Origin of the sequence: Kitasatospora sp. NPDC058190, from assembly GCF_042883685.1 — a bacterium.
In the GTDB taxonomy this organism is placed as follows: Bacteria; Actinomycetota; Actinomycetes; order Streptomycetales; family Streptomycetaceae; genus Kitasatospora.
This window is the reverse complement of the sequence record NZ_JBHVVI010000065.1, coordinates 1-18,795: the sequence shown is the minus strand read 5'-3', so window position 1 is coordinate 18,795 and position 18,795 is coordinate 1. Positions and strand designations below refer to the sequence as shown.

16 protein-coding genes and 2 pseudogenes are annotated in these 18,795 nt (G+C 71.4%); 10 read left to right on the top strand and 8 right to left on the bottom strand.

Features of this window, described 5'->3' with window-relative positions; genetic code table 11:
- Nucleotides 1-63 precede the first annotated feature (63 nt).
- A complete protein-coding gene (locus ACFVWU_RS26830; protein ID WP_387625622.1) occupies nt 64-534 on the top strand; it encodes a DUF308 domain-containing protein in 471 nt (156 codons plus the stop codon).
- Between the two features lie 47 nt (nt 535-581).
- Here ACFVWU_RS26830 and ACFVWU_RS26825 read toward each other — a convergent pair whose 3' ends face one another.
- On the bottom strand, nt 582-977 hold the full coding sequence (locus ACFVWU_RS26825; protein WP_387625620.1) for a class II aldolase/adducin family protein: 396 nt from the start codon (nt 975-977) through the stop codon (nt 582-584).
- A 9-nt stretch (nt 978-986) separates the two neighbouring features.
- On the opposite strand from ACFVWU_RS26825, the gene ACFVWU_RS26820 reads away from it, so the two are divergent.
- Together ACFVWU_RS26820 and ACFVWU_RS26815 are read left to right on the top strand one after the other, a co-directional pair.
- Nucleotides 987-1,427, top strand: a complete 441-nt coding sequence (locus tag ACFVWU_RS26820; RefSeq protein WP_387625618.1) for a hypothetical protein — start codon at nt 987-989, stop codon at nt 1,425-1,427.
- A 503-nt stretch (nt 1,428-1,930) separates the two neighbouring features.
- A pseudogene (locus ACFVWU_RS26815) lies at nt 1,931-2,498 on the top strand (integrase core domain-containing protein).
- 119 nt (nt 2,499-2,617) lie between these two features.
- On the opposite strand, the gene ACFVWU_RS26810 reads toward ACFVWU_RS26815, so the two are convergent.
- Complete coding sequence (locus ACFVWU_RS26810; protein ID WP_387625617.1) at nt 2,618-3,349, bottom strand: hypothetical protein; 732 nt, start codon at nt 3,347-3,349, stop codon at nt 2,618-2,620.
- Here ACFVWU_RS26810 and ACFVWU_RS26805 point away from each other — a divergent pair.
- The 6 genes from ACFVWU_RS26805 (at nt 3,291) to ACFVWU_RS26780 (ending at nt 11,491) form a co-directional block, all read left to right on the top strand.
- Nucleotides 3,291-6,623 (top strand): polymorphic toxin-type HINT domain-containing protein, encoded by a 3,333-nt coding sequence (locus tag ACFVWU_RS26805; RefSeq protein ID WP_387625615.1) that lies wholly within the window; start codon nt 3,291-3,293, stop codon nt 6,621-6,623. The genes ACFVWU_RS26810 and ACFVWU_RS26805 overlap by 59 nt on opposite strands.
- Nucleotides 6,587-7,057: an Imm1 family immunity protein gene (locus tag ACFVWU_RS26800; RefSeq protein ID WP_387625613.1), complete on the top strand. Its 471-nt coding sequence runs from the start codon at nt 6,587-6,589 to the stop codon at nt 7,055-7,057. Before ACFVWU_RS26805 ends, ACFVWU_RS26800 begins: the two co-directional genes overlap by 37 nt.
- A gap of 101 nt (nt 7,058-7,158) precedes the next feature.
- A complete protein-coding gene (locus tag ACFVWU_RS26795) occupies nt 7,159-7,500 on the top strand; it encodes a hypothetical protein (protein WP_387625611.1) in 342 nt (113 codons plus the stop codon).
- A gap of 718 nt (nt 7,501-8,218) precedes the next feature.
- Nucleotides 8,219-9,133, top strand: a complete 915-nt coding sequence (locus ACFVWU_RS26790) for an AraC family transcriptional regulator (protein WP_387625609.1) — start codon at nt 8,219-8,221, stop codon at nt 9,131-9,133.
- A 512-nt stretch (nt 9,134-9,645) separates the two neighbouring features.
- Nucleotides 9,646-10,206, top strand: a complete 561-nt coding sequence (locus tag ACFVWU_RS26785; RefSeq protein ID WP_387625607.1) for a SigE family RNA polymerase sigma factor — start codon at nt 9,646-9,648, stop codon at nt 10,204-10,206.
- Complete coding sequence (locus ACFVWU_RS26780) at nt 10,196-11,491, top strand: hypothetical protein (protein WP_387625605.1); 1,296 nt, start codon at nt 10,196-10,198, stop codon at nt 11,489-11,491. The genes ACFVWU_RS26785 and ACFVWU_RS26780 overlap by 11 nt, the downstream gene beginning before the upstream one ends.
- 861 nt (nt 11,492-12,352) lie before the next feature.
- Here the strand turns inward: ACFVWU_RS26780 and ACFVWU_RS26775 are convergent.
- Nucleotides 12,353-12,826, bottom strand: coding sequence for a DIP1984 family protein (locus ACFVWU_RS26775; RefSeq protein WP_387625603.1), 474 nt, complete (start codon nt 12,824-12,826; stop codon nt 12,353-12,355).
- 367 nt (nt 12,827-13,193) lie between these two features.
- A complete protein-coding gene (locus tag ACFVWU_RS26770; RefSeq protein ID WP_387625601.1) occupies nt 13,194-14,147 on the bottom strand; it encodes a MerR family transcriptional regulator in 954 nt (317 codons plus the stop codon).
- Nucleotides 14,148-14,242: 95 nt separating this feature from the next.
- Between ACFVWU_RS26770 and ACFVWU_RS26765 the strand changes: the two genes are divergently transcribed.
- Nucleotides 14,243-15,757, top strand: coding sequence for an alpha/beta hydrolase (locus ACFVWU_RS26765; protein WP_387625599.1), 1,515 nt, complete (start codon nt 14,243-14,245; stop codon nt 15,755-15,757).
- Nucleotides 15,758-16,017: 260 nt separating this feature from the next.
- Here ACFVWU_RS26765 and ACFVWU_RS26760 read toward each other — a convergent pair whose 3' ends face one another.
- The 4 genes and pseudogenes from ACFVWU_RS26760 to ACFVWU_RS26745 form a co-directional block, all read right to left on the bottom strand.
- A complete protein-coding gene (locus tag ACFVWU_RS26760) occupies nt 16,018-16,170 on the bottom strand; it encodes a hypothetical protein (RefSeq protein WP_387625597.1) in 153 nt (50 codons plus the stop codon).
- A 79-nt stretch (nt 16,171-16,249) separates the two neighbouring features.
- Nucleotides 16,250-16,529, bottom strand: a pseudogene (locus tag ACFVWU_RS26755) (hypothetical protein).
- Between the two features lie 451 nt (nt 16,530-16,980).
- A complete protein-coding gene (locus ACFVWU_RS26750; protein WP_387625596.1) occupies nt 16,981-17,181 on the bottom strand; it encodes an EF-hand domain-containing protein in 201 nt (66 codons plus the stop codon).
- Nucleotides 17,182-18,339: 1,158 nt separating this feature from the next.
- Entirely contained in the window at nt 18,340-18,555 is a 216-nt protein-coding gene (locus ACFVWU_RS26745; protein WP_387625594.1) for a hypothetical protein, read from the bottom strand.
- Between the last annotated feature and the right edge of the window lie 240 nt (nt 18,556-18,795).

The window sequence follows — 18,795 nt, the reverse complement described above, 5'->3', positions numbered from 1 at the left end:
CAGGGGTCGACGGTGACGCTTCCTCAGATGCGCCCGACCTGCCAAGATCCGCTGGTGAAACACGTGACTTACCGTCTCCATCCGGCACAGATACGCCGCCAGTGGATCTTCTCGACGCTCTACCTGGCCGGTGGTGCCTACCTTCTGTACCGCGGTTCGCTCTTCCCGATGAACGTCCGGACTGCCGCCGTCATGGCTTTCGGCGTTCTCCTGATCATCGGTGGACTCCTCCAGGTGAGGGGCGCCTTCAGCAGCGTGAGCTTCGACGAGCGCGAGATCTGGTGGACCGGGGCGCTGGGCTCCCGCAAGCGGTTCGCCTGGGCGGACATCACCAACGTCGAGGTCGGGAAGAACCGCAACCGCCCCGATTCCGGGGACGTCGTGCGGGTCACCCACCGGGAGCACGGCGACTTCAAGCTGCCGGCGGTGATCGGCATGCCGGGCGCCTGGCGCGACCCGGACTTCGAGACCAAGGCGGCCGACGTCATCGCCACCTGGCGTACGGCGACGGCGACGTCCGAGCCCGCGGCGTAGTCGGGCATATGTGGCCCCTCGTTCGCCTTTGGACGAGGGGCCGCTGCTCAGAACCGCGTCGCGCGCCGTACCCAGTAGTGCCAGCCGGCCTCGATCTGGCTGGGCTTCCAGGCGAGCGCGTCCTTCTCCAGGGACTCCTTGTGGTCGGTCCAGTGCCGCACGAGACCGGCCGCCCGGGCGGTCAGCTGGACGGCGCACGCCCGTTCCAGCCGGACGGCGTACGTGACGGCGTGCGCGATGTCCCGGCCCGCCGTGAGCAGGCCGTGTTGCGGCATCAGGCAGGCCCGGGCGGGGCCGAGGTCGGCGGCGAGGGCCTTGCCGAGTTCCTGGGTGTGGAGGGGGTTGGCGGTGGCGCCGAAGCTCGGGAGGCCGTGCTCGGCGAAAACCACCGCGTCGTGGCTGAGCGGGCGCAGCGGGACCCCGAGGGCGCTGAACGCGTTCACGGTGGCCGAGTGGGTGTGCAGCCCGATGACGTCAAAGCCGCCGACGAGCCGCTCCTGGACCTGGACAACCGGGACCTGCCGATGGATCGCCCCTGGGAGGAGGAACATGACCTCGCACGGCTCCTGCTCGGCGCGGCCTGGTACCAGGTCGCTGCCCGCAACCCCTTCGGCTTCACCTACACCCCGCTGTTCCTGGCCGCCGTCGACGCCCCCAAGACCTTCGCCCTCGATCGCCTCCTCCGCCTGTCCCACCGCGACCTGGTCGACGACGTCAGCGCCCAGCTCGACCACGCCGCCACCGGCGCCCTCCAGGCACTGCGGGCCACCACCGACCCCGCCCACTGCGCGGGCGGCGTGATGTTCGTCGGCATCGACATCACCACCGACGCCGACCTCCTCGTCGGCGGCACCCTGATCGAGACCTGCGATGGGCTGTCGGCACACTCCTGACCGCGGCGACGAACCCACACCTCGACCCCCTCAGCCACACCACGACGATCTACCCGATGGCCGCCGACCGCGCCGCCGCCAAAGCCCTGCCCGCCCTCCTCCTCCCGCCCCTCGACCACCTCCGGACAGACACGACGAGCATCAACGAGGCCCTCAACGCCCTCGCGACCAGTCGCTTCGACGAAGTCCGCACAGCGCTGATCGCGGGCTGCGCCCCTGTCTGGGCCGCCGCATGCTCGCACGCGCCGTGCCGGGAGGCGCCTGCGGGCGGCACGGCCCGCTCTGGGACGCCCTGCAGGCCGGTATCGGCGAGTGCCGCGTCGGCCCGTGGGACCGGAACACCCAGCGCCGAACCGTGAGCCGGCTCCCCGGACCCCACACCGACACTGCGGGTGCCGATAAATCATCTGCCCAGGTCGCAGTCTTGATCGCCGCTCTGCGGCCATGCTCGTGCTCGCGCAGGGCCTTCGTCTACACGGGCATCAGCGGCATGATGATCCGTTGTGCTGCTGCGCCTGGCCTACCTCGCCATGACCAACACCTTCGCGCCGCTGCGGCTGCTGCCGATGGGCAGCCGGGAGAAGGACATCGAGATCCTGGCGCTGCGGCACCAATTGCTGGTTTTGCAGCGCCAGGCCGCGAAGCCGGTGTTCACTGACACGGACCGCGCGGTCCTCGCGGGGCTGCTCCACCACCTCCCCGCCGACAGGCTGCGGCGTCTTGTGTTGCTGGTCCGCCCGGACACGGTCCTGCGGTGGCACCGCGACCTGCTCAAGCGGCGCCATGCCGCAACCTGCACACCTAAGCTCCCTGATGGAGCGCTGGATACAGGCCTGCCGCAGGGAGCTCCTGGACCGCACCTTGATCTGGAGCCAGCGTCACCTCCTCCACGCGCTCCGTGAGTTCGAGGCCCACTACAACGGGCACCGGCCACACCGAGCGCTGATGCAGGCCGCGCTCCCGCGCTTGCTACCTGAACCGATCAACCCGCCAGGGCACGTCACACAGCTGGAGGTCCTCCGACGAGACCGACTCGGCGGCACACTCCACGAGTACCAACATGCCGCATGACCAGCGCGGATGACTATTCGGCACTCGCAGAGCCGGTGGGCCACGTCGTGGCTTGCGGCACGGTGCGTCCTGGGGGCGGGGGCGGTTGCCGCCCCCGCCCCCAGGTACTGCGTTGTCAATCAGCTGGTGGGCAGGGTGGTGCCGGGCAGGGTGTCCAGGGGGGTCCAGCCGGTCATGCCGGGCTTGTAGGAGGTGTGGTTCACGGCGCCGTTGGTGCCGGCGGTGAAGAGGTCCACGGTGTTGGAGGAGGGGCTGAACAGCGCGGCGGGGATCCGGCCGGCGGCGAACTTCGTGCTGCCGAGGGCTTCCCAGGCGCTCCACGGCTTGCCGTTGTTGAACCAGTAGGCGTGGTAGAGGGAGGTGTCGCGGCCGGTGGCGAAGAGTTCGATGGCGTCGGTGGCCGGGTTGTAGACGGCGCTGGGGGCGCTGGCGAACCGGTAGTCGCCGTTGATAGCCGACCAGTCGCTCCAGCCGGTCATGCCCGGGGTGTAGTAGGTGTGGGCGACCGGGCCGTCGGTGGTGGTGGCGAAGACCTCGGCGGTCTTCGTGGACGGGTTGTAGACCAGGCTCGGGCTGCTGCCGGTGAAGGTGGCCCCGCCCAGGGGCAGCCAGTCGCTCCAGGGCTTGCCATCGTTGAACCAGTAGGCGTGATACATGGTGCCGTTGCGCTCGACCGCGAACAGCTCGATCGCGCCGGTGGCTGGGTTGTGGACGGCACCGGGGGTGGCGTTGAACTGCCGGCCGCCGATGTTCGCCCAGTCGCTCCAGCCGGTCATGCCCGGGGTGTAGTAGGTGTCGGCGACCGGGCCGTCGGTGGTGGTGGCGAAGACCTCGGCGAACAACGCCGCCACGGCGGCGGAGCGGGCCGGGGAGGCCGCGCAGACCGCGATCAGCGCGGCGCGGTCGGCCAACGCCTCCGCTCGGGCCGCAGCCTACGCGGCGTCGAACGCTGCGGCCGCCGCGCAGCGGGCCGCCGCCAACGCCCGAACGGCGGCTGCCGCTGCCGCGGGTGATGCCAGCAAGGCGCACGAGGCGCGGGTCGCGGCCGATGCTGCTGACGCGGCGGCGAAGATCGCCTCGGATGCGCAGGCCACCCTGGTGGAGGCGAACAAGGCCGCCGCGAGCAGCAAGGAGGCCGCCGGAGCCGCGCTCAGTGCCAGGGGCAACGCGGACGCCGCGGCAGGTTCGGCCGACCAGGCCGGCGCGTATGCCGACAGCGCGGGCGGGCAGTCCGCGAAGGCCAAGCGCGCGGCGGAGGCGACGCGTCGTCAGGCCGCCGAGGCCGGGCGCGCAGCGACGGCTTCGCAGAAGCTGGCCGAGGAGGCCGCCGGTCAGGCCGATGCCGCGAAGGCGCTGCTGGCCTCCGCGGCCGAGCACGCGAGCGCGGCGGCGCAGGCCGCCCGGGACGCGGCCGACCACGCCGGGCAGAGCGCCAACGCCGCGCAGGAGTCCACCGACCACGCCAACGCCGCCTCAGGCTTCGCCACCGATGCGCAGACCGCCGTCGACAAGGCCAACGCCGTCCAGGACCTGGCCCGCCGCACCGAGGCGGAGGACCTGACCAACCGCACAGCGGCCGCCGTCGAGACCGCGCGCAAGGCCCGCGCCGAGGAAACCGACAAGCAGGCCGAAACCGAGCAGGCCCGCCAGGAGGTCCAGAAGGCCCGCAGCGAGGCCGACCGCCTGGCCCAGGCCGTCAACCAGCCCGGCGCCACCCCCCAGCAGGTCGCCACCGACGGCCGCAAACTCGCTCTCCTCTCCCGCAAGATCTCCGGATCCTGGGGAGAAGCAGCTGCCGAAGCCGCCCTGACCGGTGACGACCTCGCAGTCTTCTCCTACCTCAAGACCGGGCGCCAGGCCGCCGAGGAGCACGACGCGCGTGAGCGCGCCACGCAGATCTACACGGACGTGGAGAACCAGGCCGTCCGGGCCGCCGCCTACACCGCCCTCCAGGGCGATGCGGCGAAGGTCGGCGCGTTCCTGAGCAGCGGTCAGTACGAGGCCGCGGCGCCGGACAACCGGCTGACGATCACCCGCCTCCTCGACAAGGCCGGCCCCGCCGTCAAGGCCGCCGGCGACACCGCGCTGCGCACCAACACCCCCGAGGCGCTGCGGGACTTCCTCGACAAGGGCCTCACCGACGCGCAGGCCGCGGACGACCGGCTCACCGCAACCCGGCTGGCCGATGCCGCCGACACCGAGCCCGAGCTCAAGGCCGCCGCACGGATCGCCCTCGAAGGCCCCATCCTCAAGCTGCGCGCCTTCGTCGCCGAGGGCCAGTTCACCGCCCAGCAGAAGGACCGGCTGACCGCCGTCCACGTCGCGGACGTCACCGGCCTCATCGTCCAGGCCACTGCGGCCGCGGCCACCGCCCAGAAGAACGCCGCCGAGGCCCAGCGCGTCGCCGCCCTCGCCCGCGGCGCCGCCAACGAGGCCGCAGGCTACGCGGGCAATGCCCAGCAGTCCGCCAACACCGCCGCCGACCAGGTCACCAAGGCTCAGGCCGCCGCCGACGCCGCCCAGGCCAGCGCCATCAAGGCCGCCCAGTCCGCCAAGAGCGCCAACGCCGCCGCAAGCTCGGCCAAGCACGACGCGGCCTCGGCGACGTACTCCGCCAAGCGGGCGTCGCAGTCCGCAGGACTGGCCAGGTGGGCCGCGTCCAACGCCGCCGAGTACGCGAACGCCGCCCGAGCCTCCGCAGTAGCAGCGGGCCAGGACGCCACTGCCGCCCAGGCCGCCGCCGACGACGCCCACACCGACTACGAGACCAAGCTGGCCGCCGAGGAACAGGCCAGGCTCGCCAAGCTCGAAGAGGACCGCAAGAAGGCGGAAGAGCTCCGCAAGCTGCACGATGCGACGCAACAGGCCGCAGACGAACAGGCAGCCAAGCAGAAGCAGGATGCGGTCGCGGCGATCGAGGAGGAGATCAAGAAGCAGAAGGAGGACAGCGACACCGTCAACGCCCTCTACCACCTCTTCTCCGAGAGCGTCCACCTCACCCTCGACATCATCGGAGGCGCCGGCGGGGTCATCGCCCCCGGCCTCGCCGACATCGCCGACCTGGTCAACTGCGCCTACTACGCCGTCGAAGGCCGCACCGCAGAGGCCGTCACCTCCTGCATCGGCGCGATCCCCTTCATCGGTGACGGCGCGGCCGTCGCCAAGCTCGCCCAGTGGGCCAAGAAGTTCGGCTCCTGGGGCGAGAAGGCCGCCGAGTTCATCAAGAAGCTGGTCACTCGGATCCCTCCGACGTGCCCCCTGCCCAACAGCTTCCCGGCCGGCACCCCGGTCCTCATGGGCGACGGCAGTCACAAGCCCATCGAGACCATCAGGGTCGGTGACGAGGTCCTCGCCACTGACCCGCTCACAGGGCAGAGCGCGGGCCAAAAGGTCGACGCCGTCATCTACACGCCTGACGACGTCGACTTCACCGACCTGGACATCGAGGGCGACAACGGTAGCGGGAACCTGACCGCAACCGATCACCACCCGTTCTGGTCCGGGAAGCAGCGCCAGTGGGTCGACGCCGGCGATCTCACCGTCGGCGACCAGCTGCGCACCCCGAACGGGTCCGCCGCGACGGTCACCGGTGTCGAGCACCGGAAGGACCTCCAGGCTGCCTACAACCTGACGGTCCGCAACGTCCACACGTACTACGTGCTGGCGGGCTCCAATGCTGTGCTCGTCCACAACAAGACGTGCCGCGATCCGGACATGGAAGCGGCCAAGTCGGCTCTTTCGTCGTTCGACTCGAAGGTCGGCACTCTCGGTGTCGGCAAGTCGGATACCGGCCTGAAGTTCGAGCTCGTCAGTGGCGACACCGTGAAGGACGCCGAGCTGATCGACTGGGTCAACAAGCAACTCCGGGAGGCCGGCCGGCTGCCGGGAACCTCGACTTCCTGGCGGGCGAGCGACGTCGAGCAGAAATTCGCCGCCCTCATGCACACCAAGGGAATCGACAGGGCCGAACTGGTAATCAACTACCCGGGCGGCCCGTGCCCCAACAAGCTCGGCTGCCAGGATGTAATGAACCTACTGGTTGGGCCGAACAAGAGGCTTGAGGTACATTGGCCGGACAAGGACGGAAATTGGCAGATGACGCCATTCGGAGGGTTGCCGGGATGACAGCTCGGGCTCGGGCTCAAGCCCAGTACACGCGGGAGCACAGCGAGCAGCCGGTGGCCATGACGTCCGCTGAAGACGTCGATCACCTTGTCGACGAGCTGCTGGCCGGCCCCGAGGACCACAACCTCGCCGAGATCCACTCGTTGGAACGAGAGCTCACCTGGGCGGGTTATCCCGACCACCAGTTCCTCGTCGGCGTGAACAGGGACCTCGGCGTCGGAGTCGTGTCCTTCATGGACGAGAGCGGGAATTACGCGAGCACTGGATCTCCTGACGCCAGGCCCGAACCCGATTACTACTCGATGATGCAGAAGACGGTGTTTCCGGACGGATCGGAAATTCCCGTCGACCTTGTGCGCTCGGCCGTCAAGGAGTTCGTCCTCTCCGGAGGGCAGCGACCCTCCTGCATCGAGTGGTCGAAATTCAGCTGGTGAGTCCACCGACAATTGCATAGCCGACTGCCGCCTCGGAAGTTCCCGAGGCGGCAGTCTCGTTTTCGGGGCGGGCCGCACGGGAGCGGTTACGACCGCAGGCCGTGGATCGCTTCCAGGTCGGGCAGAAGAACGCGGAGGTCGCTGCCTCGCTGCGGGTGAGCGAGCGGTCGGTGGAGCGGTGGCGTCGGGCCCGGGGCGAGTGCGGCCAGGCCGGGGTGCTATCGAAGGGCTCTCCGGGGCGGTCCCGGCTCGGCGAGAGCCAGGTCGCCAGGCTGGAGCGGGAGTTGGAACGCGGTCCGCTGGCCCACGGGTGGGCCGATCAACGATGGACGCTCGCGCGGATCAAGACACTGATCGGTCGGCTGTTCCACGTCTCCTACACGGTCGAGGACGTGGCGATTGCTGAAGCGGCAACTGTTCCGCGCCTTGGCCCTGCCAGGTGAGCCCCCGCACGGCCGATCGAGTTCGACACCGTCCTCAAAGACGCCCTCGCCCGCTCCTTCCACGTCCTGGTCTGCGACGAGGCCCAGTGGCCCTCCCGGGAACGGTGTGGGTTGCGGGATTCGGGTTCCGGTGGCGCTGCCGTTCCTTCGGCGGCTCGCTGATCCGTCTGGTGATGGTCGGTTTTCAGGTGACACCTGAACCGGCGACCGGGGAGTAGGGGGTCCAGACTGTGGTGGTGCGTCATCCGCCGTTGGCGGACAGTGGCTTGGCGGGGACGGACCCGTCTGCGGCAGGTCCTGCTTCGCAGACCGCCCGCCCGGTGTGGGAGATCGGACCGGACGAGGCGGACGCGATGGGCCGTGCCCTGGTCGCGGCGGGCCGCGCGCCGGGGACCCGCCGCGCGTACGTTCAGGCGCTGCGATCGTTCCCGGAACTCCTGCGCGAGCGCCGGCAGGACCGGCTGGACACCCGACACCGACTCTGCGGACGGTGGCCGGGCCTGGACCGCCCGTGTCGTGTCCGAACTCCCACTTGGCCAGGTCACCATGAGAACCTCATGATGTCGTCGGGGAGGCCTCGCCGGTTCGGCAAGGAATCGGACACGGAGGGGCGGAGATGTCCATGGGGACGGAGGGCGCGCTGCACGCCGATGGTATGCCCGCGGAGGGCGGATTCGATTACTGGCGGGAGGCGATCACAAGGACGCGGGACTGCGAGATGAGCAGCGCTCACGCCGGCAACTTCGCCGCACAGATGCAGCGTTCGGAGCTGGGGCCGGTGGTCCTGCTGGGGACGTCGTTCCCGTCCGCACGGTTCCGGCGGACCGAGCGCATGGTACGGCAGTCGGATCCGGAGTTGGTCCACCTGACATTGATGCTCAGCGGCACCATGGCGATGAGGCACTGCACCGACCGGACCGAGGTCTACGGGCCCGGCGACATATTCCTGGCCGACAGCTCACATCCGTATGAAGCCCGCGCCACCAGCGCCCGCGCCACCGGCCCGGCGGAACCCCGGGTCGAAGGCGTGGGCATCGACGTCCCGGCGGCGATGCTGTCGATTCCCCGGCGTCAGGTGCGCGGTCTGCTGGGCCAGGGGCTTCTCGGGCGCAATGGCGCCGGTGCACTGCTCCTGGAGTTCCTGCGCGGCCTGCACCGACAGGCCGCTGTGCTGCGGCCCGCCGAGGCATCCCGGATCGGGGTGGTCCTGGTCGACCTGGTGGCGGCGTGGATGGCCCGCGAGCTCGACGCCGAGCACACACTGTCGCCGGATGCCCGGCGGCGGGCCCTGGTGGAGAACGTCCGGTCGTTTATCCGGCACAACCTCCACGACATTGGTCTGACCCCGTCCGAGGTCGCCGCCGCCCACCACATCTCCGTCAGCTACCTGCACCGCCTCTTCACCCAGGAGTCGCAGGGGGAGACCGTCGCCGCCTGGATCCGCGGCCAACGACTGAAGAAGGCTCACCGCGAGCTGGCCGACCCCGCGCTGTGCGCCGTGCCGGTCCACGTCGTCGCCGCCCGCTGTGGCATTCCCCGGGCCCCGGAGTTCTGCCGCGCCTTCAAGTCCGCGTACGGGCTCTCCCCCAGCGAGCACCGGCACCGGGCACTGTCCGGAACCTCGCAGGAGTAGCCGCCGGTCCTGCGGATCGGCGCGGTGGGGGCCCCGGCCGCGGGCCGGGGGCCCCCCGCGGCGGCCCCACGGCGTGGCGGCCTGCGCACAGGACGGGCTCACCCTGGCGACCGGCGGCGCGGGCCACGGTCGGCACCCCCGCTGTTGTCGCCGCCGGCCCTGCGGAGGGGCGGGGGGGGCGCCCGGGCCTCGGCCGGGCCCCCACCGGTCTCCGAGCGGTCAGCCGGTGGTGGTGGTGGTGATGGCCTTGGCTGGTGACACCACGGCGGAGGCGGCGCCGTCCCGGTCGTGCGGGCAGGAACGCCTGCACGACCTGCTCCTTCGGGAGGCAGAGGACAGGCCGCTGCGTACGGACCTGCTCGCCGCGCTCCGTCGTCTCGGCCCGTCTCGTTCGGCCGCGGGGACTTGTGGGCTCGCATGTTGATGTGTCGCGTATTCGCCAGGGCGGTATCGACGGCATGGCGTTTCCGAACCACTGCCACAAGATCGCAGGCCGGTCGCGTTAGAAGGGCATGGAGCAAACATCGAGGGCGGGGATACCGGCGCCCGAGCCGGGGCCGCCCGACTTCCCGGCCTTCCCGGCCTTCGTGGCCTCCCGCGGGCGGCACCTGCTGCGCACCGCCTTCCTCCTCACCGGAGGTGACGCGTACCTTGCCGAGGATCTCGTGCAGGAGGCGCTCGGCAGGGTCTTCGTGAAGTGGCGGAAGATTTCGCGGCTCGACAACCCGAGCGGCTACGCGCAGACCGTCCTGGTCAACACCTTCCTCTCGCACCGCCGCCGGCGCAGCAGCACCGAGCGGGTCACCGACGTGCTGCCGGACGTCGCCGTCGACGACCCCGACCCGGCGCTGCGGCTGACGCTGCTGCGCGCGCTCGGGGAGCTGCCGGCGCAGGACCGGGCGGTGCTGGTGCTGCGGTTCTGGGAGGACCGAAGCGTGGAGGAGACGGCGGCCGTGATGCGGCTGAGCAGTACTGCCGTGCGCTCGCGGAGCAGCCGGGCGCTGGCCCGGATGCGGGACAAGTTCGAGACCGGAACGGCCGAGGAGAAGGCGGTGCTGCGCCATGGCAACTGACGGCGACTTCGAGGGCGAGTTCGCGCGGGCTCTGCGCGGCGCGGCCGCCCTTGCGCCCGAGGCGGTGCTGTCCACGCTGGCGGCCGGCTCCGAGCGGGCCGGGCGCCGGCGGCGGAACCGGCGGCGGGCCGTGATGGCCGGGAGCGTGGCGGCGGCAGTGCTGGTGGCCGGGGGCGCGGGGGTACTCGCGGGCGGTACGGGGGCGGACGCCTCCGGGCCGGCGGGCTGGGAGCTGGTGCGGCCGATGACCGCCGAGGAGGTGGTGCGGCTGGTGACCGGGCTGCTGCCGCCCGGCTCGGTGAAGGTACAGGTCGCGGAAACGCCCGGCGTCCCGGGACCGCCGGGGAACAAGCACGAGACCTTCGGTGTGCTGCTCTACGACGACGGCAAGGGGCAGAGTCTCATCTCGTACCGCGTGGAGCGCGGCTCGCAGAAGCCCGACGCGGCCGCGGTCTGCATGGATCCGTTCAACACGCCGCAGGACTCCTGCGACCGCACCGTCCGTTCGGACGGTTCCGTGCTGGTGATCGACAAGTTGCGGGACAGGAACGTCGCCGACCAGCGTGAGTGGCGGGCGACCTCCGCGGCGCCGGACGGCACCGTGGTTCAGGTCATCGAGCACAACGGCCAGCCGGCCACCCCCAACCGGCCGACGCCGCCGCTGGACGCCGGGCAGCTGGGCGCGCTGGTGACCTCGCCCGCGTGGGAGCGGGTCGTCGACGCGCTGCCGGCGAACCCGAACGCACCGGCGAACCCGAAGGCACCGGCGAACCCGAAGGCACCGGGGAAGCCGGAGGGGAACGGACCGGAGCCGGTCACCGCCACCCCGTCGCCCGCCGCCTCCACCCCGGCGCCGACGGACCTGGTCGCGGCACTGGCCGCATTGCTTCCCCCGGGTGCCGAACCGTCCGGGCAGGACGGGCAGCACGGCAGCCTGACGGTCGCGTTCGAGGGCCGCACCAGCATGCTCTCGCTCCGCGTCGAACCGGCCGGCCCGCGTGGGCTTGAGGACAAGAAGTACGCCGAACAGAGCCCCAAGGCCCCTCTGGAGGCGCGGGAGGAGCTGGCCGACGGCACGCTCGTCGTCGTCAACAGCTTCGGCAACGGCAAGACCGCCGTGAACCCGGTCCTGCACTGGATGGCCGCGGTCTACTACCCGGACGGCCGTAGTGTCACGCTCAACGAATGGAACGGCGAGAACGGATACACGTTCCGGCCGGGGACGCCGGCGCTCTCCTTGGAGCAGCTCAAGGCCATCGTCACGGCCGCCGCCTTGAGGAACTGACGCCAACGGCGGCCCGGGCGGGACGTCGACCGGGATGCCGTGGCCCGCGGTCGCGGACGTCGGCATCGCGCGGGCGATGGACGGCGCCGCCATGAACCCGCTCGTCGGGAGCGGGACTGTGATTGGGCGCCGAGCTGCCACCAGGGTTGACCGGCCCTTCCCTCGACGGGGCCGGTCGACCGGGTGGTCCGGATGCCTGGCGGATCAGGCGGCGGGCGGCGGCGGTTCGCGCAGCCGGCTGACGGGGGAGAAGGCCGGCGGGCCGAGCCGACGGCGATCGTGGCGGGCCCTCGCGCGAGACGCGTGCCCAGTTCCGTGGTGTTGCACCGGGGTGCGACGCGGGGCCGATCAGGCGCTATGTGGCCCGGAGGGGCCCGGCTGGGCGTGTTGCACCGGCCGCTGCTCGGTCCGCCGGCCTCGTGCTCGCTGACCGCCTGTCCTGTGCCACCGGACCTTGACCGTGTGCCACTGAACCTTGACCACTGCGCGGTTTGTGTCGCTGAAGATCGACCGCCCAGGTCGGCGCCCTGGAGCGCCGTCCGGCGCAAGAGCGCCACGACGGCTCCGGATGACGCTTCTTGAGTGGCCCTGGGATGGAGTGGATGCGAGGGCCGTGGTGGTGTGCACGGCCCTCGCACCGGGTGTGGGGCGCCCCGTTCCCGCCCTCGTCGTCCGGATCTGCACGTGGTGGTGAGCTGTGTGGTGTGCTCTGTCACCTGTACGCGATGCTGAGCTGCACTGTTGGTGAGGAATCGAACCCCTGCGTTGCTCTTCACGCGCCAGGGGCCGGATAAACCGCCGACCCGCGGTGTGTGCACGCCTCCGTGACGACTACCTGCTTCCCGCACCCAGCTTGTGGGGTCAGTCCTCGATCAGGTCGATCTCCCAGTTGGTGCGCTGGATCAGGGTGTCCACCTCGCGGATTTCCTTGGCCAGGAGGTCCGCCTGGGCGTGGAGCTCGGCGACCGGGAGGGCGGAGAGGATCCTGAGCTCGGACCGCAACTGCCGTACGGATCCGCGCTGGTCGCGTCCGGAGGCGGCGTCGGCTGCCGCGGTGGTCACCGAGTGGCGCAGCCGCAGGACGTCCCGGCGGGCGAGGGCGTCGGTAAGGGTGCCGCCGCCCTCGATGAGCGCGGTGGAGTTGGTCCGGTTGATCTGACGGATCAGCCGCTCCAACTCGTCCAGCACTTCTCCGGCCTGGGCCAGGACCTCCGCCGCGTTCTCGGCCGGTTCCTCGCCCTCCTGGTAGCGGGCGCTGCCGACGACGCGCGCCCGCAACTGCTCCACCCGCCGCACCGCAGCCGCGCGCTGGGCGAGCGCTTCAGCCAGTTTCACCGCGTCATCACCTCTACGTCCTACTGATCGTCCGGTAAGTATGCACGTCGGTGCCTGACAGCGCGGCTCGCGGGGTGGGGTCGGCCGGACCGACCCGGCGGGCGCCGGGCGGGTTCATGGAACGACCATCACGGGTCCGGTGAGACCAGCAGGATCAGATGGGACTCAATCCACCCTGAAAGGTTCGTCACCTTCACAGCGGACGGGGTGGCGGTGCCCGCGGCGGCGCTCACCCTGGTGCTGATGCGCGGTCCGGCCAAGCCCGCCGAAGCCCCGGCCGACGAGCCCGAGTTGGCGCCGATGGTCGGCTGATTTCCCAACTCCCGTACGGCCCTGGCTGCTTCGCGCGGCCGGGGCCTTGCGCGTTTCAGGCCGCCGCCGCCAACTGCCCGTTCAACGCGGTCCGTAGCCACTCGTGCGCACTGCCGAGGGTGGGCTCGTCGTCCGCCGTGAGCTCGCCGGCGAGCTCCCAGTAGCGGGCGATCACCGGATCGTCGGTGACGGTGAGCATGATCCGCAGCCGCCGGCGGAACGCCGGGGTGTCCCGGGTGGAGCGGGACGCGGCGTGGGCGGCGACGAAGCTGTCGAGCGCGGCGCTGTCGTACGGGTCCCGCCCGGCGCGCAGCTCCGTCGAGGCGAGGTCGTACGCCTCGGCGAGGCCCTGGTAGAGCACGGTGGGCCGGTACTCGCTGTCGGTGCGGGCGAGTTCGTTCGGGCAGGCGGTCTTGCCGGTGGGGGAGTGGCTGCCGCCGGAGCAGCCGCGGCCGGCGAGCGCGTGCAGCCGGGCGAAGGCCAGCACCTGGGCGGGCGCCGGGTCGGCCGGCGGCTGCGGGACGGCGGCGTCGACGATCGCGGCGACCAGTTTGGCGGACATCCGGGGCGGCAGCGCGCGGCGCCAGAACCGGGCCAGCGCGGTGGTGTCGGGCGGGGTGGACAACCCGCCGATCAGGGTGAGCCGGTCGGCGCGCTCCTCGGGCGGGCAGTCGTGCAGCAGCCGCAGGGCGGCCTCGCGCCAGCGCAGGGCGGTGAGCTGGGAGCCGAGGTCGCTCAACTGCCGGGCCACCGCGTCCTTCAGGGCGTCCCCGAGCACCTCGTCCTGCTCCAGCAGCCGGCCGACCTCCGGGACGGGCAGGTCGAGCGTGCGCAGGGACCGGATCAGTCGCAGCCGGTCGAGCGCCTCGGGCCCGTACCGGCGGTGGCCGCCGGAGCTGCGGCCGACTTCGGGCAGCAGGCCGCGGTCGGAGTAGAAGCGGACGGTCTTGACGGTGACGCCCGCGTGCTCCGCGAGCTCACCGATGCTCAGCAGAACGGCTGGTGGCACGGCTTGAACCTCCCTCAGGGGGAGTTCCTACGGTACCCGTGTGCCCGGCCGGACGGGGGTCGGGCGGGCGATCACACATGTCGTAGGAGGCAATCATGACTGCATTTGTGCTGGTATCAGGTCACTTCACCCGCGCCTGGATCTGGCGGGACGTGAGTGCCCGCCTCCGGGAGACGGGCGCCGAGGTGTACGAGGCGAACCTCGCCGCCGAGGCCGGAGCCGGGCTGGAGACGCACATCGAGGACGTCCTCCGCCTGATCGACGCGGCGAACGACCCCGAGCTCGTCCTGGTCGGCCACGACTACGGCATCCACCCGGTGCTCGGCGCCGCCGACCGGCGGGCAGAGCGGATCACCCGGATCGTCTACCTGGACGCCGGCCTGGTGAAGGACGGCGACCGGGCCGTCCAGCTGGTGCCGGACCAGACGGCCCGCGAGCTCCTGCTCGACCCGGCCCGCACCCCCGCGGACGGCCTTCTCCCGGCCCCCGGCCGCGGCGACTGGCACCGCTGGGGCAGCATCGTGGGCCTCTCTGCCGGGGCGCTGGACCGGCTGACCGCCGAGGCCACCCCGCAGCCCGTCGCCACCCTCACCGAGCCGCTGCGGCTCACCGGGGCGTACACCGCCGTGCCGACCTCCGGGATCTTCTGCACCGCCGGCGGCATCAGCATCGCCGGCGTGGAGGCCATGGTCGGCTCGGGCCTGCCGCAGTTCGAGCCGCTGACCGACCCCCGGGTGGGCTTCTTCGACCTCGACACCGGCCACTGGCCGATGCTCTCCCGCCCGGCGGACCTGGCCGGCATCCTGATCCGGGCCGCCGCCGGCGAGGGACACCGGATCGCCCCGCTGCCCGCTGCCGAGGAGCCCCCCTTCGCGCGGCCGCACGTCCTGGACCTGCCCGAGCGCCCGCTGCCGGACTGCCCGCGCGAGCGGATCGACAACCTCGACCTCTACTTCCCGGGAGACTCCGCGGAGGCCTTCGCGGACCCGCTGCCGGCGATCCTGTTCGTCCACGGCGGTCCGGTCTCCGAAGACGTCCGGCCCACCCCGCGCGACTGGCCGACATACATCGGCTACGGCAAGTACGCGGCGGGCCTCGGCGTCATCGGCGCGACCGTCGAGCACCGGCTGTACGGCCTGCACGCCTACCCGCAGGCCGCCGAGGAGATCGCCGCGGCCGTCGACGCACTGCGCGCCCACCCCCGGGTGGACGGCGACCGGATCGCGCTCTGGTTCTTCTCCGGTGGCGGCCTGCTGACCACCGACTGGCTGGCCAACCCGCCCGCGTGGCTGCGCTGCCTGGCCGCGAGCTATCCGATACTCGCGCCGCTGCCCGGCTGGGAGGCCGTCGACGAGCGCTTCCACCCGGTCGAGGCGGTCGCCGGGGCGGGCCGGCTGCCGATCGTGCTGACCCGGGCCGGGCTGGAGGCGGAGGCCATCGCGGCGGCCGTTGCGGAGTTCGTGGCGGCGGCGGAGGAGCACAAGGCGGAGCTGGAGCTGATCGACGTCCCGAACGGGCGCCACGGCTTCGAGGTGCTCGACCACGTCGACGAGGTCCGCGACGCCATCGCCCGGGCCTGCGCCTCGGTCCTGCGGCACCTGCGGGCGTAGCGTTCGGGGGCGCGGCTTCCGAGTACGTCCCTGAGCACGCCCCCGACCTCGACCCTGCCACGCTGGGCCAGGTCATGAGTTGGCTGGAGCGCATCCGCACCGCGGCACTCGCGTTGCGCGGCACCGAACAGATCCCGCCCTCAAGGCCGGCGGCGCGCCGCCGGCGGATCGGAGCCCGGTCAGCCGGCCCGCCGTACGGAAAGGCCGGCCCACCTCGCGGTGGCGTCGGCTGTGACCTACGCGGCCAACCGTACGCGCGGCTACTTCTTGACGCCCTTCCTGGCGTAAAGGTTGCCCTCGGCGGTGAGGTCTTTGGTCACGCGGAGGCCGTTGGCGCCGACCGTGGTGAACTTCGTGGTACCGCCGTCGCTGACGTTGATGTCCTTGTTGGCATGCAGCGCGCCGTGCGCCACGAGGTCTCCCTCGACGCTGAGTCGCGACTCGGGCGGGTGTGAGGCTCCCCGGTTCCCACGGTGGACCGGGGAGCGGGGGTCAGCCGGGGATGAGGCCGTCGTCGCTGAGCATGTCGCGGACCTCGTCCATGGTCGCGTCGGGCCCGGGCAGGATCGGCTCGGAGGGTTCCAGGGCCGTCGTCGGGGAGGGGCTCGCCCAGGCGGCGGACGGCGTCCAGGAGGGCGCCGAGGCTCCTCCTGAAGCCTTCTTCGTCGCCGGCCTCCATCTCTGCCAGCAGCTCTTCGTCGAGCTTGTTCAGCGCGGCGAAGTGGGAATCGGCCGGCTTGATCCGGCCCTCGCCCATGATGCGAACGATCACGGTGGTCTCCCGTCCTTGAAGGGGTGCTCCGGACCCAGCGGTCGGAGCGCTCTCCCCTCATCCCACCGCTCTTCCAGGAGGTGGTGGCCGGGGCGGTGGGGATGAGGGCGGTCAGACCGCGCAGGCGGCTCACCACGGCATTCTCTCTGGGATGGGGCAGGCGTGGTGGGCGCACGAGGTCGCCCCAGCCGGGCCGGTGCCCGACGACCCCGCTCACCCCCGTGCCAGCGGCGCTGCATGCTGCACCTCGCCGCTGTACGGCGTGACGTCCTCCCCGAGCCCAACGGAGAAAGCGTCAGAGCGTACGGCGACACCGGCTCAGGTGTTGCCCGGTGTGCTGCGGTGGTCGGCATCGCGGCCGCCGGCGCGACCACAGCGGCAACCGGTGGTACGTAGCAGCGCGAAGGGCAGCCACGGTCCGATGAGACCGGGGCCGCCCTCGTGTGCCGACTCAGCGGGCGAACTTGGCGTACTCGTCGAAGTCGATCTTCTGGTCGCCGTTCTCGTCGGCCATCCGCACGATCATCTGGGCGTTCTCGTCCGAGACCTTCCCGCTGGCGCTCTGGAGAGATGCCTTGAATTCGTCGGCGGTGATGAATCCGTCTCCATCGGTGTCGATCTTGTCGAAGGCTGCGCGCTTGTCGGCACTCATCTGGGGGTCTCCCTCGGGTCATGGATACTGACTGTGGGTTAATGATCGACCGCGCGTGACAGGCGCGGGCGGCCGGAGCGGCGTTCGGGTGATCGGTGACGGCTGATCAACGGGCCTGGATCCAGGATCCGAGGGGCGCCGTGTCAATGAAGTCGACGTTGGGGGCGGCGAGGGGCTGGCCGGCAGCCGGGTCCCCTCCGCGGAGGATCTCCTCGGCCCGGCGGTAGAACAGCCGGGCCTGACCGGCTGCTGGGCGGCGTCCATGGTTCGGGACTGCCTACCAGGCCCGCCAGACCACCGACGCCGCCCACCGCCGCCTCGCCGGCGCCGCCGCCCAGCCGCTCTACACCGCCCTCGACCGCGCTGGCCTCCACGCGCTGACCGACGACGACCACCAGGCCGTCCGCGACCTCACCCACCACCTCGACCCCGCCACGCTGCGCCAGGTCATGAGCTAGCTAGCTGGTGATGCCAACGACCAGACCGCCATCACGCCATCACTATCTACGACCAGTGCGCTGGGATCGCCCGCAGGCACGAGTACGACAACCTCGGCAGGATCCAAATCCTTGAAGATCAGTTGCTCCGCGACGCGGCCGAAGTGGTCTTCGAGGCGCACGGGCGATGGTGCGCAACGATGGCAGATGCGTTGGGAAAGCACACACCGCATCCTCCGGGGGCTGTTCTCAGCAGCGCCATAGAGGCCTACTTCATGCGAGCGCGCTTGGTGATAGCGGCCGGGTGAGCGGCGGCTGCCCCTGGTGACGTACCGACCGGCGCACCGAGGCCACGGCGCGGCTGGGCGATTACTACCTCGTCGCCACCAATGAGGCTGCCCGTCTCGCCAAGCTGCCGTTCGCCACCAGCAGGGAGGCCCGTGAGGCCGAGCAGGCCGTGATCAAGGCGCTTCGTCCGCAAGGCCGGCGGAAGAAGGAGGGTTTCCTGACGCCCGCGCAGATGCCCGCCGGCGGCTGGACCGAGACCTTCGACACCACCGGCCTCACTGCTGCTGTCGATGGCCCAGAGCCAGGGCGATCCTTCGATCGCTGCGTGATGCCCGGTGAAAGCGGTGCGTTTCGCACTGTACCCACCGGTGCACGTTGGGGTGTACGCCGACACCTGCCACAGAACAAGCCCAGCTGGCCGGCCGGGGCACACTCAGAGCACGATGGACAGCAACCTGGGGCGGGGCCGCCTGGGGTCGGTCTGCTCGCTGCCGTCCTGGCCGTGACAGGCGGGGCAGATGGCATCGCCCAGGGCGGCGGCGGTTGCCCGGGCCAGGGCTGAGTCATTGGCGGCGAGGTCCCGGGTCCCGTCCGCAAGTTGCTGTTCCGCGTCGTGGACGACCCGCTCAATGGCCGTGGACATGATCATCTCAGCAGCCTATCGGCGATCTGCCTGGCGGGGACCGCGTTGTCGGCCAGGCAACGGCGGTGTGACCTGTGTTCGACCCCGAGGGCAACGAGTTCTGCGTCGAGCGCGGCCACGCCCGAGGCTTCGCCTGATGCGCCGCGAGGGTGGGGGGGCGGGGCGGGGGCGCCCCGCGCGGACCCCCCCCCCGCGGCGCGGAGGGGGGGGGGGGGGGGTGGGCGGGGGGGGCGGGGGGGAGGATTG

Bases quoted from the DNA above. Each gene is read 5' to 3' on its own strand.
- ACFVWU_RS26790 (WP_387625609.1), top strand. From the start codon at position 8,219: ATGAGCAGCGCTCACGCCGGCAACTTCGCCGCACAGATGCAGCGTTCG.
- ACFVWU_RS26785 (WP_387625607.1), top strand. From the start codon at position 9,646: ATGGAGCAAACATCGAGGGCGGGGATACCGGCGCCCGAGCCGGGGCCG.
- ACFVWU_RS26780 (WP_387625605.1), top strand. From the start codon at position 10,196: ATGGCAACTGACGGCGACTTCGAGGGCGAGTTCGCGCGGGCTCTGCGC.
- ACFVWU_RS26765 (WP_387625599.1), top strand. From the start codon at position 14,243: ATGACTGCATTTGTGCTGGTATCAGGTCACTTCACCCGCGCCTGGATC.
- ACFVWU_RS26750 (WP_387625596.1), bottom strand. From the start codon at position 17,181: ATGAGTGCCGACAAGCGCGCAGCCTTCGACAAGATCGACACCGATGGA.
- ACFVWU_RS26745 (WP_387625594.1), bottom strand. From the start codon at position 18,555: ATGATCATGTCCACGGCCATTGAGCGGGTCGTCCACGACGCGGAACAG.